This is a genomic window from Streptomyces sp. NPDC048484, assembly GCF_040651415.1.
Classification (GTDB): domain Bacteria; phylum Actinomycetota; class Actinomycetes; order Streptomycetales; family Streptomycetaceae; genus Streptomyces.
Window position 1 is genome coordinate 12968 of the sequence record NZ_JBEZJY010000024.1, and the last position, 24955, is coordinate 37922.

Consider the following 24955-nt stretch of genomic DNA (forward strand, 5'->3'; position numbering starts at 1 on the left):
CGCCCGGACCTCGCCAGATCCGGCGTGCTGTGTGGCAGGAAACGAGCCTGGGCACCACCGTTTCGCGTGTTCCTGCGTGCCAGCCCACGGGCGGCTCTTCCTGGATCTCTCGTGGGCTGGCCGGGCCCGTGGGCCCCGGGCGGGGCGGGAGGCCGTCCGTGCCCCCGTCCCGCCCCACGACGACCTACCGGCCACCCCGCACCCGGGTGGACGGGCGGGTCTCGTCCACGGTCTCGGTGCGGCCGTCCTCGTAGGTCCGGATCTTGACGCCGGTCAGCGGGTCCCGGTGCTCGCTGTAGGACTTGGCCGCCTGCCCGGCGTGCAGGTTCTCGCGCCCGATCCCGGCGGCCTTGCGGATCTGGGCGGCCTGCTCCTCGGTCATGGTGCCGTCCCCGGCCACCACCTTGCCCAGGATCACGGCCGAGTCCAGCGGGCCCCGCTCGTCCCGGTAGTGGAAGCTGCCGGGTGCTCCCGGGCGCATGGCCCGGATCTCGTCCACGCTCGGGCCGTCCGGGGTCCTCGGTCCCTGCACGATCTCGCCGAATTCACGATTGCTCATCTTGATTCGCCTCCTGCTTGATGATTTCGGCAGCCTCGGGGCTGTCGAATGGAACGCCGTACTTTGTTTCGAATCTGTCGCGGACCGCGCGCATTCCTTCGCGCAGGTCCCTAAGGAAGTCCTTGGCGTCTTCGACGGATTCACCCTCGGCCACCCCGCTGCTCAGCAGCTCGTGAGATTCGAGGATGTCCCGCAACGCCTTGGCCACGAGCTGACCGTCCTTGGGCGTGCCGACCCCTGAAAGGGCGTCAGCGTAAAGCTCGGCGTTGTCGAGGAGCTGCAACGCCAGGCGTTGCTTTCGCTCCTTGAGCTGAGCCTCACGAACCTTGTTGGCGACGTTCAGCCACTCGGACCGCCCGAAGTAGTGACCGTGCTTTGCCGCAACCGTGCTGACTTTCCAGGTGGACAAGCCCGTCAGGTTGGCGATTTCATTTCGCCCCTTGCCCTCGCGACAAAATTCGAGGATTTGACTCTCTTCGTATGTGAGGTCTACCAGTTGTTCGCCGGAACCACCGCTGCCGTTGCCTCTGCCCCGCCTTTCCGGCTCAGGCTGAAATGGGATCAGGTCAGCCGCCATCACTGCCCCCCAAGCTCAGCCCCGGGTCTCCGGGCTTCCAGTCGGTGACCCAGTCCGCGATCTTCTTGAGGTCCGCCCGTGCCTCGACGGTGTCGCACCGCTCGGCCACCTCGACCAGCTTCCGCAGCGTGGCCACCTTTATGGCCTCCAGCGCCGACCCCTTGAGGATTTCGCCATCCCGACTGCCGCTCCATTCGCCGACCGTCATCGGGGTCACGCCTTCTTCGTCCAGCCACCAGGCCGTGACCTCGCTGGCCATTTCCTCCCCGCCGACGCGACCGATCAGCCACGTCCGCGTGTCCACCGGTTCGATCACGATTCCTCCTCGGGAAAAGCAGCCGCCACCAGCAGATGCACGTATCGCCAGTAATGCTTCTTACCCTCGTAGAGCTTGACCTGAGGAAACCCGGTGAACCGGTGAGTTCTCAGTTTCAGCGTGCGCCCCTTGGCCAGCGGTCCAAAGCTCCGAACCTGCCCCCACGAGCTGACCTCGTACATCGGCGGAAGGTCCGGAATCTTGCGCCACTCCTCGGTAATCACGCGGTCCCTCCAGACTTCGACCACGTGGCCACCTGCGCCCACGCCTCGTCGCGGCTCATCTGGCAAAGCGTGGTGACGTTCTCGGGGCTCGTGTCGACGCCCTTCAATTCGGCCAGCTCTGCCGTCACGCCCTCGGTGGTTACGGTCCAGCTCGCCACCCGCACCGGCACCGTTCCGCGTTCCGTCTTGATCATTGCCCACCAGGGCTGGTCATCCTCCGGCACCGCCTCGAATTCGTCGCTCATTCCGTCACCTCCTCCAAATCGCATCCGAGCGCCCTCAGCAGAAGCACCATGTTCACGCCGTTCGGCGCGTACCGGTCGTTTTCCCAGTAGCTGATGTAGACGTGCCCGACGCCCATTCGATTGGCTACCTGAGCTTGGGAGAGACCCCGCTTACTGCGGACCTCTTTGAGCTTCTGACCTGAGAACACCGGGCTCATCTTCGCCCTGTTCATATCCCAATTAAAGCCCCCACATGTGGGCCCCCAAAATACCCATTCGACCTTGCTTTCAACGCAAATAGACGAGGGCTCTCCCGGGTGCTTTTCTGGATGTGTTAGGGACGGGAAGTTCTGGGTCCACCACTTCCCCCCTCGGGTGGACCTCGCCCGAGAGCAGCGAGCCCCCAACCGTGTCGACGGGCGTCCGGTTGGGGGCTCCTGCGTGTTGGCGGCAAGGTCCCCGCCGGCCTTACTCGTCGTGATCGGCTGTCACGAGTCGTTATTGCGGCCCTGCCTGGGCTTTCTGTCCGGCCACCTGCTGCCGCGCCCTGGTGTCGTCCGGGCCTCCGGCGGTATCTCCCGTGGCCTCTGGGCCCGTCCCGGGGCCCTCGTGCCGCCGGGCCTCTCTCGTGCCCTCCCGGATACCGTCCCGGGCCTCAGCCCTCTCGACGCGCCGAGGCCACGCTGAGCGGGTGAATCTTCGACGTTGCATTACATCGCATTCATTACTTGCTGCCATGACAACTTGTCCGGGGCGGTGTAGCGGTGTAGCGGTCCTCCGGCGCACACACCCCTCTCTCTGGGGGAAAACCACGAGGAGTTATCGCTACACCCCCACCCCCCAAAAAACTGTTCTCTAGGACCGCTACACCGCTACAACCCCCTCTCACCGGCCAGGGAGCCGTAGCGGTGGATACCGCTACAGCACCGCTACGAGACCGCTACAAGCCACTTGCGTTCTGGGCTAATTCACGCGTCGTTACTGTGTCGGCCGTGTAGCGGTGCTGTAGCGGTGGCTGTAGCGGTGCTGGCCGCTACAGCGGGGTTATTCCGTGTCGCCGGTCGCGATCTTGTGGATTTCCTCGGTGTACCGCTCCGGGATCTCGCGGTATTTGAGTACTGCACCCTTTCCGTAAAGCCCCGTACGCTTGCTCTCGCCCGGTCCTGCACCAATAGCCCGAAGCTCGTTGCTGATACCGGTCTGGCTCATCAGCGCTTTCATTCGGTCGCCCTTGCCGTCGGGGAGGGTGGCGAATGCGTCGGCCAGCTTTGCCGCGTTGACCCAGAACGACCCGCCCTCGCCGTCCCGGTAGACCGCAACCGGAACGCTCTTGCCGTCGACTCCGGCGCTCACCGGGAACCCGAGGCTTCGCCACACGGTGGGAATGGCCTCCAGGGTCACCGTGGACGCGTTGCCCCGGCTGCCCTGCTTGCCGATCCACTGCTCCACCCGGGCGAGGTGGCTTTCGTCGTCCAGCACCCGGGCCAGCACTCGCGCGCCGTTGCGAAGGAGTGCGTACTTCTGCTCCTCGCGTGACCCGCCCCGGATCGGCTCCACCGCGTCAAGGTGCCTGAGAACTTCGGCTGTCAGCGACCCGGCAACACGGGTGAAGTCCTCGCCCCACCTCGCGCCCCACAGTTCGTTGATGTCCTCGATCTGCTGGCGGCTCGGGTCCTTGAGGCTCATCCGGTCGGTCACCTTGGGCAGCCCGATTCGGATGAACCGGTCTCGGTTGGCCTGCTGGGTGTTCCAGGTGTCCGGCATGCCTTCCGACGTGATGACCGTGGCCGCGACGTAATCGCGTCCGCCGTCCTCGCTGCCCTCTCCGGCGCGCTTCTTCTGCTTGCCACCGCCTGTGGACGCCTGCCGGATGATGGTCTGGAACTCCTCGGAAATCTCCTTGTCGTCCAGCCACACCACACCGTTGAGGTTGGACGCCAGAGCGTCTTCGAGAGCCGCCCGGGTCCAGTTACCGCCCTTGCGGGTGTAGCCGATGAGCTGGAGCACCATCCGCATCAGCGTGCTTTTGCCCGACCCGCTGTGCGCGTCGATCTGGAGACCCGGCTTCACGTGCTCCGTGTACTGACCTCGCAGAATCACCATCATCAGCCACGCCCCGATGAGCGACGTTGCCTCTTCGTCGTGCCAGGTCAGCACCTCGCGCAGGATCTCGACCGCCTCAGCTGGGGTCGCCTCGAACCCGTACCGCACCTTGGCGTCACGCACTGCGTCACGGTGCGGCCGGACGCCGTTGAACCGTGCTTCCTCGGTCGCTCCAGCGAGGATCACGCCTGTGTTGGTGATGTACTGCCGGTGCTGCTTGCTCCATCCGAGGTGGTCCACGATCAGCGACTCGGGCGCGTCCTGGCTCATGAGGTACTTGGCCAGCCGGACCCGCTGCGGGTAGAAGCTGTATTTGTCGAACGGCGCGGCCAGGACGAGCGCCCCCCGAGCGGCGAGCCACCCGGTGAGACGGGCCTCTTGCGAAATGATCGTGGGGTCGAATTCGATGTCTCGGATCGTCCGGCCGTCGACAGTCATGTCGAGGTCGTACGTACGGGTCCCGTCGAGGCGGGTGGCAATGCCCGTCACCTTGACATCGAAGTTCGACCACTCAGCCGGAATGAGCTTCTTTTCGTCGCCCTGCCCGACCTCAACCAGGGTGAACAGGCGCTCGCCGTCGCCGACGAGCCAGCCGTTCCCCTGCTCGTGCCGCTCGCCCTGCTCCTGCTCGGCCGTCCAGATCGATTCGGCGGTTTTGTTGAAGTCGCCTTCGTCGATCGGGTCCTCGGATGCCTGGTTGATGTTCCACAGGACCGCCCGGTACAGCTCCTCCTTGTGGAAAACCTTGGCCATCGTCCCGGCGACCGACGTGAGCCAGTTATTGCCTCGGCCTTCGTCGTCCGGCGGAAGCATCAGCTTGCGGACGGCCTCGTCGGCGCTCGCGGTCCGGCCACCTGCCTTTGCCTTGACTCGCTTCGGTTGGTTCTCCTTGCGCAAGCACTCCGGCGCGTCCTGGAGTTCGCCGACACGCCAGGCGTAACGGACACCCGTCTTGTGGATGCTGGGCGGCAGGACCACGCCCCCGCCGTCCGCCCGGAAGTCGTACGCCCCGGTTTCGCTCGGCGTGCCGTCCTCGCTGCTGCTGCCCTCGGAGGAGTGGCCCAGCCACGGGCGTTCGTCGTCCTGCCGAATGCGGAAGTGGAGGTGGTGCCCGGTGAACCCGCCCTTGACGCGGCCGGACGTGACCTTGAGTGCCCGGTTGTAAACGGCCTCGCCGATCTTGCCGCGCCAATACCGCTCTGCCTCAACGCTGTCGATGTCCAGGACGACGCGCTTCGAGCACTGGCCGGTCGCCAGCCACAGGCCGTAAGTGCCCGTCTCGAAGATGTCCCAGAGCGCCGGGAACGTGGGCCGACCGGGGCTCACCCAGTCTTCTTTCCACTTGATGCCGAAGTCAGTGCCGGGGTTCTTGCCGCCCCTCACGAGGGGGAAGACGACCAGGCCCTGAGTCTGATAGTCGGCCCAAAGCTGCCCCAGGTCGGGGGCAGGGTTAGAGGCCACTTGCGGCTGGTCCAAATCCCGTGTTTTCGTAGTGGTGTTGGTCATTGCAGATCCTCTCTGGAGCCCCCGGGTTGGTTGGTCGCCGCTACCGGGGGATCGGCCATGTCTGGGGGTGGGGTTACTTCTGCGGCTGCTTGCCGAAGAGGAGACGGAGGAGCCGCTTACGCTCGGACTCCGTCATGGGGCGCGCGTCCTTGAGGTCCATCACGCAGCCGCCTTGATGAAGCGCTCCATGGGCACGCCGAGGACGTTGGCGATGGTGGCCAGTACGCCGACGTCGGGGCGGCGGTGGCCACGCTCGTACAGGGACGGAGCGGTGAAGTGAGAACCGAGGGCTTCGGCCAGCTCGGCTTGGGTTACGCCCCGGTCGCGCCTGATCTGGCGCAGGGCGTCAGGGTCGAACTCGAACGCTGCGTTCATGGCAAATCCCGTCAGAGATGTGGACTGGGGTTGCCGAACACGGCGGAGATCCTGGGGCCACACCGCCGAAGCGGGGCCCTGACCGGGAGCACTGCCCCCGGCTACTCCCAGGAGAGCACGGCGCTTGGCACTGCGTCTATTTGCGTCTGGCGCAAGTCCGCTGAGGTCGTCGGCGGCCTCCCCGGCCACTCACGCCTCGTGATCGATTTCAATACGACGAGTTAGGCCGGCGAGCACCTGGGGGTCTCAACATGACGCCCGGCCGTCCGGCGCTCCGGCCAGCGGGCACGGCATCCCCAGCGGCGGGCTCCCGTGGGGTCTCCGGCGGCCTGGAGCCCCCGCCCGGGGCGTCCGGCCGCACCAGCCAGCACGAGAACCCCGGAGATACCGTCCCGGGCCCTATGCTCTTCGACCATGGAAATCACGCCCGTGATAGCCACGCTGAGCGCAGCGGGGTTCGGGTCTCTCATGACGTTGCTTGTCGCCGTGGTGGTCCAGAAGACGACCCTGAAGCGCGAGCGCAATCACAAGCTGTGGGAACGTCAGGTCGCGATCATCGAGGAATCCTTGCGTCACGAGCGGAACCTTGCCCAGGCGAGGCGAGACGCGATGCGCAACCCCGATGACGACCTGTTCCTCTCCCTGGACAAGGCTTTCAAGGAAGCCGACGTGGCGAAGATCAGTTCCAACCTTGAGCTTTACGGGACTCCCGCGATGACGAGGGCTCATCAGACAGCGTGGGAGACGTTCCGGGACTGGATGGTCGACTTCATGGTCTGGCAAGGGCACAACAAGCGAACCGGCCCAGGTCATGAAGAGGACGTTCGTGCCGAGGCGGTACGCGAGACGACCAAGCGGTGGCCAGACGTCGAGAAGCTGTCGGCAAAGGCCGAGGAGGCGCACGAGGAACTGGTCAGGGTTATGCGCGCAACGGCGGTCTTCGAGCCCATCGCCAACCGCGTGAATCCGCCGAACCCGGAACTCCCCCAGTAGGTCAACGCGGGTTCAGCGCACGTCGCGCTGCATTGATGACGTTGTGGGCGTCGGCCCCGTACACCGCCGACTCGCTGAGAGTCTTCCAGACCTTCGCGTACAAGGCGATGTTGTCGGCGTCGTCCAACCACAGTTCGGCGTGCCAGTCCTCGGCGACCACCAGGCGGTCATCAAGGACCCAGAAGCCGTTGGCGGGCACGATCTTGACGGAGGCCGTGAACGGGATGACGCCCAGCTCGACCGTGTCCATCCCGAGCATCCCGGTAAGGCGGTCGAGCTGGGCGGCCAGCACGGAGGGCGGGCAGATCAGCGAGCGCAATGCCGCTTCCCAGGTCAGGACGTGCAGCTTGCGACCGGGACGGTACAGCCACTCTTGCCGCTGCACCCGGGAGCGCACGGCGGCCTCAATGTCGTTGGCTCCGCCGAGCAGGTCGGCGTACCGCTGGATGACGTGGCGCGCGTACTCGGGGGTCTGCAACAGACCGGGGATCACCGACTCTTCCCAGAGCCACATTTCCGAGGTGCGGTCGATCTCGGCGGTCAGACCCTCGTGCAGCGGCTTGAAGCCGTTCGCCAGCGCTCGACGCCATGACCTGATGTGCGACTCGAACCCCGCCAGCCGGGCGGCAAGCTCGGGGTACACGCCCGGCTGCTCGGTCACGTCGGCCCACGCCCTCAGGTCCTCGGGGGTGGCGGTCTGCCTGCCGTTCTCCAGCTTGCTGACCTTGGAGCCTGGCCAGCCCAACCGCTGGGCGAGCTGCTGACCGGTGAGCCGACCACCAGGGCAGGTGAACCGGAGTTCGCGCAGTCGCGTCCCCAGAGCCACCCTGGCTTGCTGGTAGTCAGTGCTCACCGGTCACGCGTCATTCGGTCGCGGCGAACTGGTCGAACGGCACGGCGTTGTGCATCGCCGCGTCACGCACCATGGCGTAGCGCACGACCTCAGCCGGTTCGGTGATCAGCTCGATGTTCACGATGTTGTCGGCGTCATCGAAGTGCAGCAGGGCGACCAAGCGCGAGTCGAAGATCCAGAAGTCTTCGGCGGGCAGGTCGGCCGCGTCCTCGCGCCACAGGTAGCGGATGTCCTCGCCGACCGCCGCGTTGTGCCGGGCGTAGTCGAGTAGGAACCGCTGCTCGGTGGCCATCGGGCGGTCTGCGACCCGGACCCGGCCGACCGTCTTGCCTGCCTCGGTCTGTGCCTTGATGTTGACGAACCAGGGCTCGTTGGGGTCGCAGGGCGAAGACCCGGTGGCCAAGAACTCCTGAAAGTCAGGGTCCTCACGGTCGGACGCGTAGCCGCGTCGCGTCTCCAGTCGCCAAGCGGTGTGCTTGAAGGTCTCGAACAGGCGGCGGAAAGTGGCCCGATCCACGAGGTCCGGCAGCCGCTCCATCTCCTTCGGTCCCCAGTTCACGAGCAGTTCGCGCGGTACGGACACCGCTGCATCGCCCGACCCGAAGTGCTTGAGCTGCGCGAGGTCTCCGGGGTCATTGACGGGCGTGCCTTGAACGATGATCTCGCCGGTGCCTTCGTCCGTGTGCAGGGCGGGGCAACCGTCGACCTTGCTGTCTGTGCCGGTGAAGCGCAACTGACGAGCCATGGACGCTCTCCCTTCCAGGGGTCTTGATCCAACAGCATGGCCGGACTCTCGGCTCGGTTCTACGGGGTCAGGCAGGGTCCAGGCGAAAACACAAGCAATCTCGGGCGAGTGGCGAGCAAATACGAGAAAACAGCGTACCGCCGGGCAACTGCCCACTTCTAGCGTCCGGTTCATGGCAACCAAAGAACAGCAGGACATCGACCCATTCACGGCGATGGAGTCCCTCAGAGCAGCACTGGCCGAAGTCGGGATCGTGCTCCCCTCGCTGAGCGTCGACAGCGCGTCGCCTGCACTGCGGCTCATCGAGCTGGGGCGGGTGCGCTCCGACGTGGCCGCTCGCCTAGCTGAAGCGCTTCAGCGGGGAGGCCGAGAGTGACGACGTACGAGAAGCCGCCGACGATGCTCAGCCACGGCTCCTTGCCGTACCCGCGCGGAACACTCGTCGAAGACACGCAGCACGACCGGACCGGCGAACTCGTCGGCGTGATCGAGGAGCGCGTCAAGGAATCGGGCAAGCTCCTCAAGCGAACCGCCTACGTGCGGCCGACCGGTGGCGGGATCGAGTGGGACGCGCCCTTGGCCCGCATCCGGCCCGTTGAGGCGCAGTCGTGACGACGCCAACCAAGGTGGCTGCCCTCGTGGGCCCTGGTGACCACATCGGCTATGAGGGCAGGTGGCGCACGGTGAAGACCACCAGAACCGACATCGGCGCGATGGGCGGACTGTTCGTGGTCGTCGCCTGGGAGGGGGGCGGCACCGACCGATTCCGGGCGGGTGACGAGGTGCTGGTGGGCACCCCCGCGCCACCGCCCCGGAGCGCGTAGGCCCGTCGTGGGGTCTCCGTCGTTCTCCCTGGACACAGAAGACCGCCCCGGGTGCTCGGTGCCCGGGGCGGTCTTCTGTGCAGCGGGAGGGCCGTCCGTGGGCTCCTACGCCGGGACCATGATCCGGAACGGAATGATGCCCCGGGAAACGGCTCCGACCATGGACATCACCCGGCGCAGGACGCCCGGGGAGTCGGGGCCGCGGTCGACGAGGTCGCCGACGAACACGGCCGTACGCCCCTCGGGGTGCACGCCGTCCACGTAGCCCAACTTGCCGAGCAGCGACTCCAGTTCCAGGGCGCAGCCGTGGATGTCGCCGATGATGTCGAACGGGCCGGTGAGGTGGGTCAGGTCGTTGAACCGCTTCTCCGTGCGGACCTCGGCGGTCCCGGCCTCCTCCACACCCCGCAGGACGTGCACCTTCCTGAATCCCTCACGCTCCAGGTGCCGCAGGGAACGCCTCAGTTCGCGGATGTGCCGCTGGATGACACGACGCGGCATGTCGGCGCGGTCGGTGCGCGAGGAGTTGCGCTCGGCGCACACCTCCTCGGGCACGTCGAGCACGATGGCGATGGGCAGTACGTCGTGCTTCCTGGCGAGCTCGACCAGCTGCTTGCGGCTCTCCTGCTGCACGTTCGTCGCGTCCACGACGGTGCGCCGGCCCGCCGCGAGCCGCTTGCCCGCGATGTAGTGCAGGACGTCGAAGGCGTCCCGGCTGGCGCTCTGATCGTTCTCGTCGTCGGCGACGAGGCCCCGGCAGAAGTCCGACGAGATCACCTCGGTCGGCTTGAAGTGCCTGCGGGCGAAGGTTGACTTGCCCGAACCGGACGCGCCGATCAGCACGACGAGGGAGAGGTCGGTGACGGGCAGCGTACGCACCCTGGGCTCGTTGGGCTGGTTGGACTGGCTGGACTGGCTGAGCTCGTTGGACTGGTTGGTCTCGTTGTCGGTCATGCGGCCTTCTCCTCCTTCGTGTTCCGAGTGGTTGTGGTGGTCGTGGTGGTCCTGGTGGTCCAGTGAAGACGGCCATCTGGGTCGGCGGTCCCACCTCGGGGTCGTCGGGACCGACCGGTACGAACTCGACCGCGTACCCGTGCCGTTCGGCCACCGCGCCCGCCCAGGCCCTGAATTCCGCGCGGGTCCACTCGAAGCGGTGGTCGCTGTGCCGGACGTGTCCGGCCGGGAGGGTCTCCCAGCGGACGTTGTACTCGACGTTCGGCGTCGTGACGATCACCGTCCTGGGGCGCGCGGAACCGAAGACCGCGTACTCCAGGGCAGGCAGCCGAGGCAGGTCGAGGTGTTCGACGACCTCGCTGAGCACCGCGGCGTCGTATCCCTTGAGCCGCTTGTCGGTGTACGCGAGTGAGCCCTGGAGGAGCCGGACGCGCTCGGCCTGCCGCTCCCCCATCCGATCCAGTTTGAGCCGCCGCGAGGCGATGGTGAGCGCCCGCATCGAGACGTCGACCCCGACGATCTCGGTGAAGCGCGTGTCCTTCAGCAGCGCCTGCACCAACTGGCCCTGTCCGCAGCCGAGATCGAGCACCCTGGCGGCATCGGCGCCCTGCAGCGCGGCAACGATCGCGTCCCTGCGCCGGACGGCGAGCGGTACGGGCTTCTCCTCGGTGTCCGTCCGCTCGTCGACGGCGTTGTCGATGTCCTCGACCGCGCTGTCGTCCGTCTCGGCGAGCCGTACGAGTTCCAGCCGCTCCATGGCCTGCCGGGTGAGCGACCAACGGCGCGACAGATAGCGGCTGGTGATCAGCTTCTGCTCCGGGTGGTCCGGCAGCCAGCCCTCCCCGGCCCGCAGCAGCTTGTCCACCTCGTCGGAGGAGACCCAGTAGTGCTTGGCGTCGTCGAGCACCGGCAGGAGGACGTACATATGCCGCAACGCGTCGGCGAGGAGCTGCTCCCCTTCGAGTACGAGGCTCACGTACCGCGAGTCGCCCCACTCAGGGAACTCGGTGTCGAGCGCCACGGGTTCCGCGCTCACCGCCCAGCCGAGCGGTTCGAAGAGCGCGCGTACGAGATCGGCGCCGCCGCGGGCCGGCAGTGCGGGCACCTCGATGCGCAGGGGCAGCGGGCGCGCCGGCAGCTCCGGCTTCGCCCGGCAGGTGCCCCGCATCGCGCTGGAGAACACGCTGCTCAGCGCCACGGCAAGCAGCGAGGAGGCGGCGTACGGGCGATCGTTGACGTACTGCGCGAGGGCGGCGTCCGGTGCTCCGCCACGCCCCTTGCCCTTGCCGCGCCGGACCAGTGCCACCGCGTCGACCTCCAGGAGCAACGCCGCCGTGCAGCGCTCCGCGCTCGCCTCGGGGTAGAAGACGTGCGCCTTTCCATAGGAGGTGCTGAACGCCTGCGCGTTGTCAGGATGCTTGTGCAGCAGGAAGCCGAGGTCGGTCGCGGGGCGCTCCGGGGCGCCGGTGGTACTGATCGTCAGGAACACTGATCTGCCTCGAAACGTCTTCTGAACTGCGGGAACCTGCCTTCTGCGGCACGCCTGCCCAACGTACAGCGAACCTCCCTGACGCACTCAGGCATTTTCCTTCCCGCGGGCTCCCGCGAGCTCCGGCGGGCCCGGCGGGCTTCGGCGGGCCCGCTCGGGCCGGCCGGTCGGACTGCGAGCCCGTCCGGTCGGACCGTGATCTTGGACAGTCGGACCGGGAGCCTGGCCGGTCGGCCGACGCGGGACTCCGGGACGCGCGCCTAGCGTCGTTCTCACCAGCTCACTTGCTCACCTGCTCACCTGCTCACCGCATCCCGAGGGGAACGTTCGATGGATCAGCGATCGACGACCGGAACGCACGCCGACGCCATGACCCTGGCCGGAGCGACCACCGAGTTCGAGCCCGACGTCATGGACCTTCTCGTGGAAGCCCTGCGCAACGCGGTCAAGTGGGAGACACCGGCCGTGGGCACGGACACCGTGCTGAGCGCGCTCGTCATGGGGGACACGGACGCCGGCTCGGTAATCGCCCCGGGCATGCGGAAGAGCGGCGGGCTCAGCGGCATCATCTCCGGTCGGGCGGGCCGTGGTTGGGCGAGCGACGACGAGAGCGGCGACGCGCCGGCCGCGACCGACGCCGACGCGCGCGAGGTCGACACCGCCTGGCGCGAGGCACAGTGGCGTCTGGGCCTCCGCTCGCGCGCATCCGTCCCCCGGAGCGACCAGGCGCGGCCCGGGATGACCAGGGCGCTGCGTACGTCTCTGCTGCTCGCGATCGGGTCGGCCCGTGCCGAAGGGACGGTCTCGGTGCGCTGCCGGCACGTGGCCCGGGCCCTGGTTGACCTGCCCGACAGCAGGTCCCGCGAAGCGCTGCTGCTGCGGAGGCTGGACCCGGCCGCCGCCGCGACGGCACTCGACGCACTGGCTGCGGGCTCCCCGGCGCAGAGCGAGGGCCCTGAGTCCCGCGGCGTCATGCTGCTCCGCCGGGCCGGAACCCTGGGCAAGAGCGGCAATCCCCTGAGCCGCGCGATCACGTCGTGGACCTCGGGCTCCGGCCAGTACGGCTCGCCGGTCGTGTTCGCGGTGTCCGTCGAGGCCATACGGCAGGCGGTACGGTGCGGGCGCACCGAGGCGGAACCCGTGGATCTCCTGCTGGGCATCCTGAGTCTGGACCGCGCCCTGACCGTCGCCGGCCTGTCGCTTCCGGAGAACCTCGCGGCGGCCAACGCGGCCCCTGCCCTGTTGCGCCGGCACGGGGTGCGGCAGGTTCCCCTGACCCTCGCGGCGGTCGCCTCCGCGCCGGTGCCGGACATCGCCGACAGCAGTTCCGTACGGCGCTCCGCGGCCGTCGGCAGGATCCTGGCGGTCGCGCAGCTCATCGCCGCCGAGCACGGCTCCCCCACGGTCGGTACGGTCCATCTGCTGTCCGCGATGCTCGACGAGCCCACGGCGGACGCGAAGGCAAAGGCGGAGGCGAACGCGGACGCGGACGCGGGAACCGAGGGCGAGGGCGAGGGCGAGGTCGTACGGGCGCTGCGGGCTTCCGGTGAGGTGGACATGGCCGCCCTGCGGGCGGAGCTGCGCCTCGGGCTGGGCGCGTGACACCCGTGACACCGGGGAGCGGACTACGGCGACCGTCACCGCCGGAGCTACCGTTCATCCTCCCGGTGAGTGCACGACGCCGAGGGCAACGGCAACGGCATCGGCATCGGCAGGCGCAGGAGCGGGTGCAAGAGCGGGAGCAGGAGTGATCATGAGCCAGGTGCCCGAGGACTCGGGGCAGCCTCCCGCACGGCTGCGGCGCGGGCCGGCCGACGTGCCCCGGCGGGTACGGCAGGCGGCGGCCGAGAGCTGGGCCGAGGTGCGCACGGTTCCGCGCCGGACAGTCGTCGCCGAGGGGCTGCTGTGCGCCCTGACGGCGGCCTTCGGGCTGATCCCCCTGCTGCTGGTGCCGCCGGAGCTGCCTGCCCTCGCGGTACTCGAAGCGCTGTGGGCGACGCTGCTCGTCGCCGCGCGGCGGGGCCGACCGGTCGCCGCGATCCTTGGCGTCGCTCCGCTGTTCCTGGGCGTCAACATATGGACGCTGGCGGCGGTGTCGCTGATCGTGCTGTCCGCCACCCGGCGTATCGCTCCGAGCCGGCGTGCGTGGCAGGTCGTCTGGACGGCCTGCGCCGCCGTGGCTGTCCTGACCGTCGTCCAGGTACTCCCCCGGTGGGAGAAATTGCCGCTGGAGCTGGCCGGCAACACGGTCTCCGTGGCGCTGCTCCTGCTGCTCCCCGCCCTCGCCGGGACCCTGCTGGGGCGGCGGCGGCTTCTGGTCAACCTGCTCCGGGAGCGCAACGACTATCTGGAACAGGCCCGTTCGCTGAGCGTCTCGGCTGCCCGGCTGGAGGAACGGAACCGGATCGCGAGCGAGATGCACGATCTCCTGGGGCACCGGCTGAGCCTGATCTCGGTACATGCCGGGGCGCTGGAACTCGCCGCCGCGCGCCAGGCGCCTCCCCTCTCCGGACAGGCGGAGCTGCTGCGTACGACCGCCGGTACCGCCATGGAGGAACTGCGCGAGATCCTCGGCGTGCTGCGCCACGCGGACATGGCGGACGAGTCCGGGAGCGACCGGGGAACGTACGACGACATCAGCGTTCTGGTGACGGAATCCCGGCGGACGGGCGGCGCGGTCGAACTCGACTGGTCCGTGCCCGACTCGGCGGCGGTGGGCGACCGCACCCGGCAGGCGATCCACCGGGTGGTCCGCGAAGGGCTGACGAACGTACTGAAACACGCGTCCGGCGCTCCCACCCGGGTGGAGGTCAGGGGCGTGGACGGCGGGATCGAGGTGTCCGTCACCAACGACGTACCGGGGGCGGACGACCGTTCCCAGGGCGGAACCCACAGCGGGCTGGCCGGTCTTCAGGAGCGGATCTCGCTGCTCGGCGGCGGGTTCGAGGCGGGTGCCCTGGCCAACGGCGGTTTCCGCGTGGCGGCATGGCTGCCGCCCCAGGTGACATCTCAGGCAGCGTCTCAGGCGACATCTCAGGCGACGTCTCAGGCGATGTCTCAGGCGAACGGAAGTGTGCCCGCGCCCGCGGGACCCTCCGCCGGGCCTCTTCCGGGCTCGCCCCGCCGACCCCTGTCCGGTGCCACCGGGCAGGGAGCGAGCCGGTCCCCGCTGTCGGACGAGGTCCTGACGTGGCCGCGTGTCCTGGGAGTGGGCTGCGTGGCGATGATCGTGGTCCTGCCGACGGTGGGCCTCCTCATGTTCCTGCTGCTGACAGCCGCCCTAAGATGAGCTGATGATCCGAGTTCTGGTCGCCGACGACGAGGCGCTGATGCGCGTCGGAATCCGGCTGATCCTGGAGAACGCCGATGACATCGAGGTGGTGGCCGAGGCGGGCGACGGCCTGGAAGCCGCCGCGGCGTGCCGCGCCCAGGACATCGATGTGGCTCTGCTCGACATCCAGATGCCGGGCAGGGACGGGATCGCGGCCGCCGAGGACATCGCCCGCCTCTCGCCCCGCACGTACGTCGTGATGCTCACGGCGTTCGGCGAGGAGGCGAGCGTGACGCGCGCCCTGCGGGCCGGGGCAAGCGGATTCCTCCTCAAGGACACCGGCCCCGCCGAGCTGATCCGCGCCGTGCAGCTCGCCGCGAGCGGTGAACCGGTGCTGGCGCCCCGCATCACCCGCCAACTGCTGGAACGGCACGTACGGTCCGGCCGTGACACCGAGGCCGCCCTGCGCAGGACCCAGGAGCTGACCCCGGCCGAACGGGATGTCCTGCGGTTGCTCGGCACCGGTCTGTCCAACGCGGAGATCGCCGAGCAGCTGTATCTGAGCGCCGGCACGGTCAAGGCGCACATCAGCAGGATCCTGACCCGTACCGGTTGCGCCAACCGCGTACAGGTCGCCGTCCTGGCCCACGACGCCGGGCTGCTCGCGGACCGCTGAAACGGGGACCGGGACCGCCCCGCGCCCCGCGCCCCGCACTTCTTGGGACCACAGGGCGCCGGGCGCTGATCGCCGTTCGCCGTTCGCCGTTCGCCCGATCCTCAGAGCTGGGACTGGACCTGGGAGGAGATGAGGTCCAGGTGGTCCAGGTCGTCGAGGTCGAGGATCTGGAAGTAGATCCGCTGGGAGCCGATCTCCGCGAAACGGCCGATCCTGTCGACGACCTCGGCCGGGGAACCCGCCAGGCCACTGGCCTTCAGCTCCTCCACCTCACGGCCGATCGAGGCCGCCCGGCGGGCCACCTCCGCGTCGTCCCTGCCCACGCAGGCGACGAGCGCGTTGGAGTAGACGAGGTCGGTGCCCTTGCGGCCGGCTTCCTCCGCGGCGGCCCGCACCCGGCCGAACTGGCGCTCACTGTCCTCGACCGACGCGAAAGGCATGTTGAACTCGTCGGCGTACCGGCCCGCGAGCCGCGGCGTACGGGACGCGCCGTGGCCGCCGATGAGCACCGGCACCTTGGCCTGCGCGGGCTTGGGCAGCGCGGGCGAGTCGGTGAGCTGGTAGTGGGTGCCGTCGTAGGAGAAGGTCTCACCGGCCTTGGTCTCCCACAGCCCGGTGACGATCGCCAGCTGCTCCTCCAGCCGGGCGAACTTCTCCTTCGGGAACGGGATGCCGTACGCCTTGTGCTCCTCCTCGAACCAGCCGGCGCCCAGGCCGAGTTCGACGCGGCCACCGGACATCTGGTCGACCTGGGCGACCTGGATAGCCAGGACGCCGGGGAGGCGGAAGGTACCGGCGGTCATCAGCGTGCCGAGACGGATCCGCTTGGTCTCGCGGGCGAGTCCGGCGAGGGTGATCCAGGCGTCCGTCGGGCCCGGGAGACCGTCCACGGACCCCATGCGGAGGTAGTGGTCGGAGCGAAAGAAGGCGTCGAAGCCGAGGTCTTCGGTGGCCTTCGCCACGGCGAGCAGGGTGTCGTAGGTGGCCCCTTGCTGGGGCTCGGTGAAGATTCGAAGATCCATGCCTCCATCCTGCACGGTCCACCGCCGCTCGACCTCCGACCCCCGCTCCTCAAACGCCGGAGAGGCTGAGATACCAGCCCGTCCGGCGTTTGAGGACGAGCGCGTTCAGCGCGATTGCGGGGGTCTGGGGGCGCAGCCCCCAGGTACGGGACGGGAAGGGGCGGCGGGGGCGAGACAGACCGCGACTACCCCGCCGCCGCCCCCTGATCCCGGACCGCGAGTCTTCGGAGCATCTCCAGCACCCGGTCACGGGACTCGTCCGCCGCGTCGATGGCCTCCATGCACTGCCAGTACGTCGCCTCGTCCGCCACCCCGCAGGCTATGGCGACGAGGGCGATACCGACCTCCGCGAGCAGCCCTCCGAGTTCGAGAAGCGCCCGACGCGCGTCACCCAGTTCGGTGAGTTGCGCCGCCCGCAGCCTGCCGACGTCGAGCACCGGAGCACCCAGAACCCCGCACCCTCGGCCGGCCAGCTCCGTCAGCCCCAGTGCCTCGCCCCGTAACTCGGGCGGCCCGGACACCGCCAGCCGACTGCCTATCGCCTGCGCGAGGGCGTGGGCCTGCCATGCCTCGGCCATCGCCTCGGAGGCGTCGCCGCTCCTCATCAGGGCACACCTGCTCGCACCGATGAGCCGCACCGCATCCATGCGCTGTCCCTGTCTGTCCCGACGCGCTGTGCACACGCCTACCCGAACCCCGCCTGCCACTACCCAGAGTGAGGTACCTCGGGACGAAAAGCCAGAGGAAGCCTGAAATCTGCGGACACGGAATCGAATACGAGCAGATCAACAACTCCGGAGAGTAACAATCAGACCTGTTGGTCTCCTTTGTCGGGCTCGGCCCGGGAGTTGGCGGAGTTGGTCGAGTTGGTCGAGCCGGTGCCTCGCGGCAGTCGCTTCGAGGGGATCACTCCCCCACCGGAAACCTCCGCTCGTTCCGGTCGATCTTCGCGTCGAGCGCCGCGAGGGGATCGACACCGAGCACCTCACACAACTGGAGCAAGTACGCGAGCACGTCCGCGACTTCGTCCGTCACGCGGGGAGCCCTCTCCGGGTCGTCCATCACCCGGACCGACTCCTCGGGCGTCAACCACTGGAAGATCTCGACGAGTTCGGACGCCTCCACGCTGAGCGCGGCGACGAGGTTCTTGGGGGTGTGGTAGGGCTGCCAGTTCCGCGCCGCCGCGAACGCGGCCAGTCTCCGCTGCAGTGTCGCCACATCAAGTTCGGTCACGGCTTCAGGTCTACCACCGTCACCCCGCCCAGCCCCGCCGCCCAGGACGCGTCGCTCACGGCCCCCACCAGCCGGATGTGCCCGCGTTCACCCATGCGTACCGCCAACTGTACGAGCCTGTCCCTCTGCCGTACGTCCAGATCACGGTCGAAGCCGTCGGCGAGCACGGTGAGCGTCTGCAGCGCCGCGGGCACCTCCCCCGCCGGGTCGACGTCGAGCACGCCGGGGCCGGTCAGCAGCACCAGGGCCAGCGCGAGGTAGCGCAACTCCCCGTCGCCCAGCCGTCCGAGCGGCGTCCGCAGACCGTCGCCCCGGTCGAGCAGCGCCCGGACGGCCCCGCCCGCCCCGCCGGGTACACCGGTCAGCCCTGTCACACCCGTCACACTCGTCACGCCCGTCACGCCCGTCACGCCCGTCACGGTCTCCGCCAGTACGTCGTGGACCGGTCCCGCGCATCCCGCCCGCACCGCGTCGATCAGCAGCCCGTGTCGCCGCCCGCACTCGGCGCGCGTACGCAGGAGCACCTCGGCGAGGTTGCCGCAGCCGCGCAGCAGCCGGCCCGCGCCGAGCGGCGGGGCGGTACGCATGGAGCGGGGCAGCGGGTCGCAGGCGAAGACCGACCGCAGGGCGACCACCATCTGCTCGGCGGCGGCGATGACTTGGCACTGTCCGTCCGTCCTGCCCGCGACCCGCAGGGGCAGCAGCGCGGTGCCGAGCCGGTCGTCGGGAAGCGGCCCCCTCGTCACCGGGGTCAGGCCCGCCGTGTGCCAGGCCGCCTGCACGACGCGCCGGCCCGGATCACGCAGAGCAGTCTCCAGGAGGGTGAGCCCGCCGACAGTCAACCGCTCGCCCACGATGCGCAGTTCGGGTTCGGCCTGCACTGCTACATCAAGCCGTACGGGGCCCTCGGGGCCGTCCGCCGTACAGCCGATGCGGAATCCGCGTCGCCGCTGGGCGTCGGGGCGGGCCCGCTCGGGCACACAGGCGGCCGGATCCGGGAACACCTCGGCCAGTTCGGCGCCGCCGCCGAGCCGGGCCAGTGCCTCGTACGCGCGCAGGGCGCTCGACTTGCCGCTGCCGCTGGGCCCGGCGAAGAGGCTGACGGGGCCGAGCGGAAACTCGGCGCCGCGGTGCGCGGCGAAGGCGGAGAGCCGCAGTTCGGTGACGCTCGGCCGGTCGGGACGTACCCCGGCCTCCGCGCGGGTCCTGCCACAAGACACGGTCATATCCGGACGGTAGGACTCCGCCCCGAAGCCGAACCGTTTCGCCCGTAGACCTTCCTACGATCGAGGGATCCGGTCACGGTTTCGAACCCTCACACGCGGCCGTGGTTTCAGGCCCTCACACGGCAGTCACGGTTTCGAACCCTCACACGCCGGGGATACCGGCGCCCTCCATGAGCCCCCGCACCTCGGTTCCCGGCGGCGTGAGCAGGAACACGTTCCGGTCGACCCGGTGCATCCCGCTCGCGAGGCCGAAGACCACACCCGTACTGAAATCGAGTACGCGCTTGGCGACGTCCGTCTCGGCGCTGGTGAGGTCCAGGAGGACCGGAATCCCGGCCATCAGGGTCTCGGCGACTTCGCGGGCGTCCGCGAAGATGGTGACCCGCAGGACCACGAAGCGGCGCCGTGTCTCGGTCACCGCCTCCGGCAGCGCCCGGTGGCCGACCGCCGACGGCCAGGCGTCGCGGCCGCGCAAAGGAACGACCTGGGCGAGCCCTTCCCACTGTTCATCGGTGACGTCGTGGCTGTTCACCGGCTCCCCCCGCCCTGAATGGTGCTGATTGCCTGCAGTGGCCATTGTTGCGCATGGTCACCCGTTCGGCCGAATGCGACACGGTCCGGAGCCGACCGGGCGCAGCCGTTCCGACCCCCCTCACACCAGGCCGGCCGCCATTGTGTGACAGGTGTAACTCCTCATGATCGCGCCATGTGACACAGGCGTAACGGGCAATTCGTACGCTCGCGCATCAGAGAAGGCCGGAGAAAGGCCCGGAGAAAGGCAGCGTGTGAGCACGACCTCCCCCACGTCCCAGGTGCGCACGGTCTGCTCGTACTGCGGCGTCGGCTGCGGCATGGTCCTCGACATCGGGATGGGCCCCGACGGACGGCGTACGGTCCTGAAGGCGTCCGGGGACAAGGCCCACCCGGCGAACCGCGGCCGGCTGTGCACCAAGGGGGCCACCACCGCCGACATGCTCGCGGCGCCGGGACGGCTCTCCACCGCGCTCGTACGGGAGGACCGCGGGGCCGAGCCGACGCCCGCGTCCGTGGACGCGGCGATCACCGAGACCGCGAAGCGGCTGCGGACGGTCATCGACGAGCACGGTCCCGACGCCTTCGCCTTCTACGTCTCGGGGCAGATGAGCCTGGAGGCCCAGTACCTGGCGAACAAGCTGGCCAAGGGTTTCGTACGGACGAACCAGATCGAGTCCAACTCCCGGCTGTGCATGGCGAGCGCGGGCGCCGGCTACAAGCTGTCGCTGGGGGCCGACGGGCCGCCCGGCTCGTACGAGGACTTCGAGAAGGCGGACGTCTTCCTCGTCATCGGCTCGAACATGGCCGACTGCCATCCGATCCTGTTCCTGCGGATGATGGACCGGGTTAAGTCGGCGGGCGCGAAGGTGATCGTCGTCGACCCGCGGCGCACCGCCACCGCCGACAAGGCGGACCTGTTCCTGCGGATCAGGCCGGGTACGGATCTGGCCCTGCTGAACGGCCTGCTGTACCTGCTGCACGAGAACGGGCACACGGATCCCGGTTTCATCGCGGCCCACACGGAGGGCTGGGAGGCGATGCCCGGCTTCCTGGCCGACTATCCGCCCGCCGCCGTCGCCGAGATCACCGGCATCCCGGAGGACGACATCCGTGCGGCCGCGCGGCTGATCGGTGAAGCCGCCGAGGGTGGCGAGTGGATGAGCCTGTGGACCATGGGCCTCAACCAGTCCACGCACGGCACCTGGAACACGAACGCCCTGGTCAACCTGCATCTCGCCACCGGTGCCATCTGCCGACCGGGGTCCGGTCCGTTCTCGCTCACCGGGCAGCCCAATGCCATGGGCGGCCGCGAGATGGGATACATGGGGCCCGGCCTGCCCGGACAGCGGTCCGTGCTCGTGGACGACGAGCGCGCCTTCGTCGAGGAGCTGTGGGAGCTGCCGCCCGACACCCTCCGCAAGGACGGGGTGGGCAAGGGCACCGTCGAGATGTTCCGGAAGCTGGCCGACGGCGAGATCAAGGCCTGCTGGATCATCTGCACCAACCCGGTCGCCTCGGTGGCCAACCGCCGGACGGTCATCGAGGGTCTGGAAGCCGCCGAGTTCGTCGTCACGCAGGACGTGTTCGCCGAGACCGAGACCAACGCGTACGCCGATGTCGTGCTCCCCGCCGCCCTGTGGACCGAGGCCGAGGGCGTCCTCGTCAACAGCGAGCGCAACCTCACGCTCGCACGGCCCGCCGTCCAGCCGCCCGGTGAGGCGCTCGCGGACTGGCGGCTCATCGCACGCGTGGCCTGTGAGATGGGGTACGAGAAGGGGTTCTCGTACGAGAGCGCGGAGGAGATCTTCGAGGAGATCAAGAGGGCCTGGAACCCGAAGACCGGGTGGGATCTGCGAGGGGTGACGTACGAGCGGCTGCGGGACACGCCCGTGCAGTGGCCGGCCGCGCGGGAGGACGGGCCCGACCGGAATCCGATCCGCTACGTCGGCTCCGGAAGCCCCGTCTTTCCCACGGCCAGTGGGCGAGCCGTGTTCCACGCACGGCCGCACATGCCCGCCGCCGAACTGCCCGACGACGACTTCCCGTTCGTGCTGAACACCGGTCGGCTCCAGCACCAGTGGCACACGCTGACCAAGACGGGACGGGTGGCCAAGCTCAACAAGCTCGATCCCGGCCCGTTCGTGGAAGTGCACCCGGACGACGCGGCGGTGCTCGGTGTGGCCGACGGGGACCGGGTCGAGGTCGCCTCGCGGCGGGGCCGGGCCGTGCTGCCGGCGGTGGTGACGGACCGGGTGCAACCGGGGTGTCTGTTCGCGCCGTTCCACTGGAACGATCTGTTCGGGGAGTATCTGAGCGTCAACGCCGTCACCAGTGACGCCGTCGATCCTGTGTCGTTCCAGCCGGAGTTGAAGGTGTGTGCGGTTTCGGTGGTGAGGGTTTCCTCCCCCGGCCCGGCCCCCAGCCCGCCCCTTCCCGAAAGCGGGGCGCTGCCCCGGACCCCGCTGGAAGCGCTGCCCCCAGACCTCCGCTCCTCGAACGCCGGAGGGGCTGGGACTGCCAGTGGCGCCGGAGCGGCTGAGAACTCCCCGGTCGGAGCTGAGTCGGCCGGGGTCCCGGGAACAGCAGGAGCCGGCGATGTCTTCGGCCTCACGCCGGCCCCTCCCCCCGTCCTCACCGCCCAGGAACGCCAGTACCTCACCGGCTTCCTCGCCGGGCTTCCCGCGGGCGCCCCCGGTGTGCCCGTGCTACCGCCGGACGCCCCCTTCAGCCCGGACCATGCCCTGTGGGTGAACGGCGTCCTGGCCGGGACGTACTCGCGAGCGGCGGAGACCTCGCGGGCCCCAGCCACTCCCCTGCGCGAGGTCGTCGTCCTGTGGGCCTCGCAGACCGGCAACGCCGAGGAGTTCGCCACCGCGGCCGCCGAGCGGCTCGCCGCGACCGGGCACCGGACACGGCTCGTCGGCATGGACGACGCCGACCCGCGCGCCCTGCCGCCGGGTGCGGATCTGCTGCTCATCACCAGTACGTTCGGCGACGGGGACGCGCCCGACAACGGCTCCGGTTTCTGGGCGGCTCTGGACATGCCCGAGTCGCCCCGCATGGACGGCGTGCGCTACGCCGTGCTGGCCCTCGGCGACTCCTCGTACGACGACTTCTGCGGGCACGGCCGCCGGCTCGACCGGCGGCTGGACGAACTGGGCGGAGTGCGGCTCGCTCCGCGTACGGACTGTGAGCCGGACTTCGAGCCGTCCGCTCAGGCCTGGCTCGACCACGTGGTCAGCGCGCTCGCACCTGGCCGGGTGCCCACTTCGGTGCCGGCCGGCACGTCGGCTCCCACCTCGGCCGCCCCGCCGAATGCCACCTCGGCTGCCACCCCGGCTCCCCCGTTGGCTCCCATGTCGGCTCCCGCGTCGACTCCCGCGTCGAGGAGGCCCGCCGCCGTCACCGCCCGGCTGGTCGGCAACCGGCTGCTCAGCCTGCCTGGCGCGGACAAGGAGGTCCGCCGGTTCACTTTCGACACCCGGGGCGGCGACAGCCGAGGCGGCGACACCCCGCTGGCGTACGAGGCCGGGGACGCGCTCGGCGTACGGCCGGTCAACTCACCCGCGCTGGTACGCGAGTGGCTGGAGGTGGCCGGCCTCGACGCCGCAACCACCGTGGACGTCAACGGAGTCGGACACACCTCTCTCGCCGACGCGCTGGGCCGGCATCTCGACATCACCAGGATCTCCCAGGACCTGCTGCGCTTCGTAGCCGAACGCACCGCCGACAACCGGGAGTTGAAGAAGCTGCTGCGCCCGGACAACAAGGACGGCCTGGCGAGGTGGAGTTGGGGCCGGCAGGCCGTCGACGTGATCGCCGAGCACCCTGTGCGGGCGAACGCCCAGGAGTGGGCCGGGGTCCTGAAGCGGCTCCAGCCCCGCCTGTACTCCATATCGTCCAGCCCGCTCACCGATCCGCACCTCGTGTCGCTGACGGTCTCCGTCGTGCGGTACGAGAACCTGGGCGGGCGGGCCCGCGGCGGGGTCTGCTCGCCCTTCCTCGCCGACGCCGACCAGGACACACCGGTGCCGGTGTTCGTGCAGCGCTCCCCGCATTTCAGGCCCCCGGCGGATTCGGCGACACCGATGGTGATGGTCGGGCCGGGCACCGGAGTCGCGCCCTTCATCGGCTTCCTGGAGGAGCGGCGGGCCCTCGGTCACCGGGCGCCGAACTGGCTGTTCTTCGGCGAGCAGCACAGGGCGACCGACTTCTACTACGAGGACGAGCTGGGCGGCTTCCTCGACGACGGCACCCTCACCCGCCTGGACACGGCGTTCTCCCGTGACCAGCGCTCCAAGGTCTACGTCCAGGACCGGATCCGCGAGCACGGTCCCGAGCTGTGGTCGTGGCTCCAGGACGGCGCCCGCTTCTACGTCTGTGGGGACGCCTCCCGCATGGCCAAGGACGTCGACCGCGCCCTGCGGGAGATCGCGGTCACCCACGGTGGTCTGGGGGAGGCCGAGGCCGCCGCGTACGTCAAGCAGCTCGCGACGGACAAGCGGTATGTCAGGGACGTGTACTGACCGGCACTGCCCGGCACTGCCCCGCACTCGCCTGCGCTGGCCCGCACTGGCCTGCGCTGAGCTGCGCCGACCTGCGTTGGCCTGCACTGCCCCGCGCTGACATCTACTAATATCTGCCGATATGCCCTGCTCCAATCCAGGCGTTCGGCCGCAGCCTCGGCCGCTTTCTGAAACTGGCATCATTCGTTTACTTGAACTGTTCGTGTTTATGGAAGTAGGTTTGGCCGCATGACCGCATCCGGGCCCGCGACCACCGCCGAAGAGCTGCGCGGCGCCGGCCTGCGGGTGACGGCCGCCCGAGTCGCGCTGCTCGAAACCGTCCGGGACGGCGCCCACCTCGGTGTCGAGGCCATCGCCTCCGGGGTGCGAGCCCGCGTGGGCCACATCTCACTTCAAGCCGTGTACGAGGGTCTCCACGCGCTGACCACGGCGCGGCTCGTGCGCCGCATCGAGCCGCCCGGCAGCCCGGCCCTCTTCGAGGGACGTGTCGGGGACAACCACCACCATCTCGTGTGCCGGTCGTGCGGCGTCGTGGCCGACGTCGACTGTGCGACCGGACACGCCCCCTGCCTCACCGCTTCCGACGACCACGGCTTCTCGGTCGACGAGGCCGAAGTCATCTACTGGGGCCTGTGCCCCGCCTGCTCCACCGCCAGCAGTACCGCCAGCAGTACCTGATTCCACCATCCGCAGTTCCTGCGCATGTGATGTACGCCGTTCGGAAG

General features: G+C 69.2%; 24 protein-coding genes and 2 pseudogenes. 9 read left to right on the top strand and 17 right to left on the bottom strand.

Annotated elements, in window-relative coordinates:
- Nucleotides 1–184: 184 nt before the first annotated feature.
- The 8 genes from AB0D14_RS24110 to AB0D14_RS24145 all read right to left on the bottom strand — a co-directional run bounded on the left by AB0D14_RS24110 (nt 185) and on the right by AB0D14_RS24145 (nt 5884).
- Nucleotides 185–559 carry a hypothetical protein gene (locus tag AB0D14_RS24110; protein ID WP_362782365.1) on the bottom strand — a complete coding sequence of 125 codons (375 nt, stop codon included), beginning with the start codon at nt 557–559 and terminating at the stop codon, nt 185–187.
- Nucleotides 546–1136: a hypothetical protein gene (locus tag AB0D14_RS24115; RefSeq protein WP_362782368.1), complete on the bottom strand. Its 591-nt coding sequence runs from the start codon at nt 1134–1136 to the stop codon at nt 546–548. Before AB0D14_RS24115 ends, AB0D14_RS24110 begins: the two co-directional genes overlap by 14 nt.
- Entirely contained in the window at nt 1126–1452 is a 327-nt protein-coding gene (locus tag AB0D14_RS24120; protein WP_362782369.1) for a hypothetical protein, read from the bottom strand. Before AB0D14_RS24120 ends, AB0D14_RS24115 begins: the two co-directional genes overlap by 11 nt.
- Nucleotides 1449–1676 (bottom strand): NUMOD4 domain-containing protein, encoded by a 228-nt coding sequence (locus AB0D14_RS24125; RefSeq protein WP_362782372.1) that lies wholly within the window; start codon nt 1674–1676, stop codon nt 1449–1451. The genes AB0D14_RS24120 and AB0D14_RS24125 overlap by 4 nt, the downstream gene beginning before the upstream one ends.
- Nucleotides 1673–1921: a hypothetical protein gene (locus AB0D14_RS24130; RefSeq protein ID WP_362782374.1), complete on the bottom strand. Its 249-nt coding sequence runs from the start codon at nt 1919–1921 to the stop codon at nt 1673–1675. Before AB0D14_RS24130 ends, AB0D14_RS24125 begins: the two co-directional genes overlap by 4 nt.
- On the bottom strand, nt 1918–2133 hold the full coding sequence (locus AB0D14_RS24135; protein WP_362782375.1) for a helix-turn-helix transcriptional regulator: 216 nt from the start codon (nt 2131–2133) through the stop codon (nt 1918–1920). Before AB0D14_RS24135 ends, AB0D14_RS24130 begins: the two co-directional genes overlap by 4 nt.
- A gap of 811 nt (nt 2134–2944) precedes the next feature.
- The gene (locus AB0D14_RS24140) at nt 2945–5509 is read right to left on the bottom strand and encodes a bifunctional DNA primase/polymerase (protein ID WP_362782378.1); all 2565 of its coding nucleotides are present in this window, start codon (nt 5507–5509) and stop codon (nt 2945–2947) included.
- Between the two features lie 159 nt (nt 5510–5668).
- Nucleotides 5669–5884: a helix-turn-helix transcriptional regulator gene (locus AB0D14_RS24145; protein ID WP_362782381.1), complete on the bottom strand. Its 216-nt coding sequence runs from the start codon at nt 5882–5884 to the stop codon at nt 5669–5671.
- A gap of 414 nt (nt 5885–6298) precedes the next feature.
- Here AB0D14_RS24145 and AB0D14_RS24150 point away from each other — a divergent pair, with 414 nt between their 5' ends.
- Nucleotides 6299–6877 carry a hypothetical protein gene (locus AB0D14_RS24150; RefSeq protein WP_362782384.1) on the top strand — a complete coding sequence of 193 codons (579 nt, stop codon included), beginning with the start codon at nt 6299–6301 and terminating at the stop codon, nt 6875–6877.
- A 1-nt stretch (nt 6878) separates the two neighbouring features.
- On the opposite strand, the gene AB0D14_RS24155 is transcribed toward AB0D14_RS24150, so the two are convergent.
- Together AB0D14_RS24155 and AB0D14_RS24160 are read right to left on the bottom strand one after the other, a co-directional pair.
- Nucleotides 6879–7730, bottom strand: a complete 852-nt coding sequence (locus AB0D14_RS24155; protein ID WP_362782387.1) for a helix-turn-helix transcriptional regulator — start codon at nt 7728–7730, stop codon at nt 6879–6881.
- A 10-nt stretch (nt 7731–7740) separates the two neighbouring features.
- A complete protein-coding gene (locus AB0D14_RS24160) occupies nt 7741–8475 on the bottom strand; it encodes a DUF6879 family protein (RefSeq protein WP_362782390.1) in 735 nt (244 codons plus the stop codon).
- Nucleotides 8476–8647: 172 nt separating this feature from the next.
- On the opposite strand from AB0D14_RS24160, the gene AB0D14_RS24165 reads away from it, so the two are divergent.
- The 3 genes from AB0D14_RS24165 to AB0D14_RS24175 are packed head-to-tail and all read left to right on the top strand — an operon-like array spanning nt 8648 to nt 9299.
- Entirely contained in the window at nt 8648–8851 is a 204-nt protein-coding gene (locus AB0D14_RS24165; RefSeq protein WP_362782392.1) for a hypothetical protein, read from the top strand.
- Complete coding sequence (locus AB0D14_RS24170) at nt 8848–9087, top strand: hypothetical protein (protein ID WP_362782395.1); 240 nt, start codon at nt 8848–8850, stop codon at nt 9085–9087. The genes AB0D14_RS24165 and AB0D14_RS24170 overlap by 4 nt, the downstream gene beginning before the upstream one ends.
- Complete coding sequence (locus AB0D14_RS24175) at nt 9084–9299, top strand: hypothetical protein (protein WP_362782398.1); 216 nt, start codon at nt 9084–9086, stop codon at nt 9297–9299. The genes AB0D14_RS24170 and AB0D14_RS24175 overlap by 4 nt, the downstream gene beginning before the upstream one ends.
- A gap of 150 nt (nt 9300–9449) precedes the next feature.
- Here AB0D14_RS24175 and AB0D14_RS24180 read toward each other — a convergent pair.
- A pseudogene (locus tag AB0D14_RS24180) lies at nt 9450–10178 on the bottom strand (AAA family ATPase); the annotation flags it as partial.
- Nucleotides 10179–10314: 136 nt separating this feature from the next.
- Nucleotides 10315–11742: pseudogene (locus AB0D14_RS24185) on the bottom strand (3' terminal RNA ribose 2'-O-methyltransferase Hen1); the annotation flags it as partial.
- Between the two features lie 330 nt (nt 11743–12072).
- Between AB0D14_RS24185 and AB0D14_RS24190 the strand changes: the two are divergent.
- From AB0D14_RS24190 to AB0D14_RS24200, 3 genes are all read left to right on the top strand, one after another.
- Nucleotides 12073–13344: a hypothetical protein gene (locus AB0D14_RS24190; protein ID WP_362782401.1), complete on the top strand. Its 1272-nt coding sequence runs from the start codon at nt 12073–12075 to the stop codon at nt 13342–13344.
- A 151-nt stretch (nt 13345–13495) separates the two neighbouring features.
- The gene (locus AB0D14_RS24195; RefSeq protein WP_362782403.1) at nt 13496–15031 is read left to right on the top strand and encodes a histidine kinase; all 1536 of its coding nucleotides are present in this window, start codon (nt 13496–13498) and stop codon (nt 15029–15031) included.
- A 4-nt stretch (nt 15032–15035) separates the two neighbouring features.
- Complete coding sequence (locus tag AB0D14_RS24200; protein ID WP_362782405.1) at nt 15036–15689, top strand: response regulator transcription factor; 654 nt, start codon at nt 15036–15038, stop codon at nt 15687–15689.
- Nucleotides 15690–15790: 101 nt separating this feature from the next.
- On the opposite strand, the gene AB0D14_RS24205 is transcribed toward AB0D14_RS24200, so the two are convergent.
- The 5 genes from AB0D14_RS24205 to AB0D14_RS24225 all read right to left on the bottom strand — a co-directional run bounded on the left by AB0D14_RS24205 (nt 15791) and on the right by AB0D14_RS24225 (nt 19747).
- Nucleotides 15791–16711, bottom strand: coding sequence for an LLM class F420-dependent oxidoreductase (locus AB0D14_RS24205; protein WP_362782408.1), 921 nt, complete (start codon nt 16709–16711; stop codon nt 15791–15793).
- A gap of 185 nt (nt 16712–16896) precedes the next feature.
- Nucleotides 16897–17358, bottom strand: coding sequence for a DUF6099 family protein (locus AB0D14_RS24210; RefSeq protein WP_362782409.1), 462 nt, complete (start codon nt 17356–17358; stop codon nt 16897–16899).
- A 259-nt stretch (nt 17359–17617) separates the two neighbouring features.
- Nucleotides 17618–17944: a nucleotide pyrophosphohydrolase gene (locus AB0D14_RS24215; RefSeq protein ID WP_362782412.1), complete on the bottom strand. Its 327-nt coding sequence runs from the start codon at nt 17942–17944 to the stop codon at nt 17618–17620.
- Complete coding sequence (locus tag AB0D14_RS24220) at nt 17941–19170, bottom strand: ATP-binding protein (RefSeq protein WP_362782415.1); 1230 nt, start codon at nt 19168–19170, stop codon at nt 17941–17943. The genes AB0D14_RS24215 and AB0D14_RS24220 overlap by 4 nt, the downstream gene beginning before the upstream one ends.
- A 142-nt stretch (nt 19171–19312) precedes the next feature.
- Nucleotides 19313–19747 carry a cell division protein SepF gene (locus AB0D14_RS24225; RefSeq protein ID WP_362782417.1) on the bottom strand — a complete coding sequence of 145 codons (435 nt, stop codon included), beginning with the start codon at nt 19745–19747 and terminating at the stop codon, nt 19313–19315.
- Nucleotides 19748–19955: 208 nt separating this feature from the next.
- Here AB0D14_RS24225 and AB0D14_RS24230 point away from each other — a divergent pair, with 208 nt between their 5' ends.
- Together AB0D14_RS24230 and AB0D14_RS24235 are read left to right on the top strand one after the other, a co-directional pair.
- Nucleotides 19956–24230 (top strand): bifunctional nitrate reductase/sulfite reductase flavoprotein subunit alpha, encoded by a 4275-nt coding sequence (locus tag AB0D14_RS24230; protein WP_362782420.1) that lies wholly within the window; start codon nt 19956–19958, stop codon nt 24228–24230.
- 228 nt (nt 24231–24458) lie between these two features.
- Nucleotides 24459–24908, top strand: a complete 450-nt coding sequence (locus AB0D14_RS24235) for a Fur family transcriptional regulator (RefSeq protein ID WP_362782423.1) — start codon at nt 24459–24461, stop codon at nt 24906–24908.
- The last annotated feature ends 47 nt before the right edge of the window (nt 24909–24955 follow it).

Coding starts and splice junctions, on each gene's coding strand:
- AB0D14_RS24110 (WP_362782365.1), bottom strand. CDS start 559: ATGAGCAATCGTGAATTCGGCGAGATCGTGCAGGGACCGAGGACCCCG.
- AB0D14_RS24115 (WP_362782368.1), bottom strand. CDS start 1,136: ATGGCGGCTGACCTGATCCCATTTCAGCCTGAGCCGGAAAGGCGGGGC.
- AB0D14_RS24130 (WP_362782374.1), bottom strand. CDS start 1,921: ATGAGCGACGAATTCGAGGCGGTGCCGGAGGATGACCAGCCCTGGTGG.
- AB0D14_RS24135 (WP_362782375.1), bottom strand. CDS start 2,133: ATGAACAGGGCGAAGATGAGCCCGGTGTTCTCAGGTCAGAAGCTCAAA.
- AB0D14_RS24140 (WP_362782378.1), bottom strand. CDS start 5,509: ATGACCAACACCACTACGAAAACACGGGATTTGGACCAGCCGCAAGTG.
- AB0D14_RS24145 (WP_362782381.1), bottom strand. CDS start 5,884: ATGAACGCAGCGTTCGAGTTCGACCCTGACGCCCTGCGCCAGATCAGG.
- AB0D14_RS24150 (WP_362782384.1), top strand. CDS start 6,299: ATGGAAATCACGCCCGTGATAGCCACGCTGAGCGCAGCGGGGTTCGGG.
- AB0D14_RS24160 (WP_362782390.1), bottom strand. CDS start 8,475: ATGGCTCGTCAGTTGCGCTTCACCGGCACAGACAGCAAGGTCGACGGT.
- AB0D14_RS24165 (WP_362782392.1), top strand. CDS start 8,648: ATGGCAACCAAAGAACAGCAGGACATCGACCCATTCACGGCGATGGAG.
- AB0D14_RS24190 (WP_362782401.1), top strand. CDS start 12,073: ATGGATCAGCGATCGACGACCGGAACGCACGCCGACGCCATGACCCTG.
- AB0D14_RS24195 (WP_362782403.1), top strand. CDS start 13,496: ATGAGCCAGGTGCCCGAGGACTCGGGGCAGCCTCCCGCACGGCTGCGG.
- AB0D14_RS24200 (WP_362782405.1), top strand. CDS start 15,036: ATGATCCGAGTTCTGGTCGCCGACGACGAGGCGCTGATGCGCGTCGGA.
- AB0D14_RS24205 (WP_362782408.1), bottom strand. CDS start 16,711: ATGGATCTTCGAATCTTCACCGAGCCCCAGCAAGGGGCCACCTACGAC.
- AB0D14_RS24210 (WP_362782409.1), bottom strand. CDS start 17,358: ATGGATGCGGTGCGGCTCATCGGTGCGAGCAGGTGTGCCCTGATGAGG.
- AB0D14_RS24220 (WP_362782415.1), bottom strand. CDS start 19,170: ATGACCGTGTCTTGTGGCAGGACCCGCGCGGAGGCCGGGGTACGTCCC.
- AB0D14_RS24225 (WP_362782417.1), bottom strand. CDS start 19,747: ATGGCCACTGCAGGCAATCAGCACCATTCAGGGCGGGGGGAGCCGGTG.
- AB0D14_RS24235 (WP_362782423.1), top strand. CDS start 24,459: ATGACCGCATCCGGGCCCGCGACCACCGCCGAAGAGCTGCGCGGCGCC.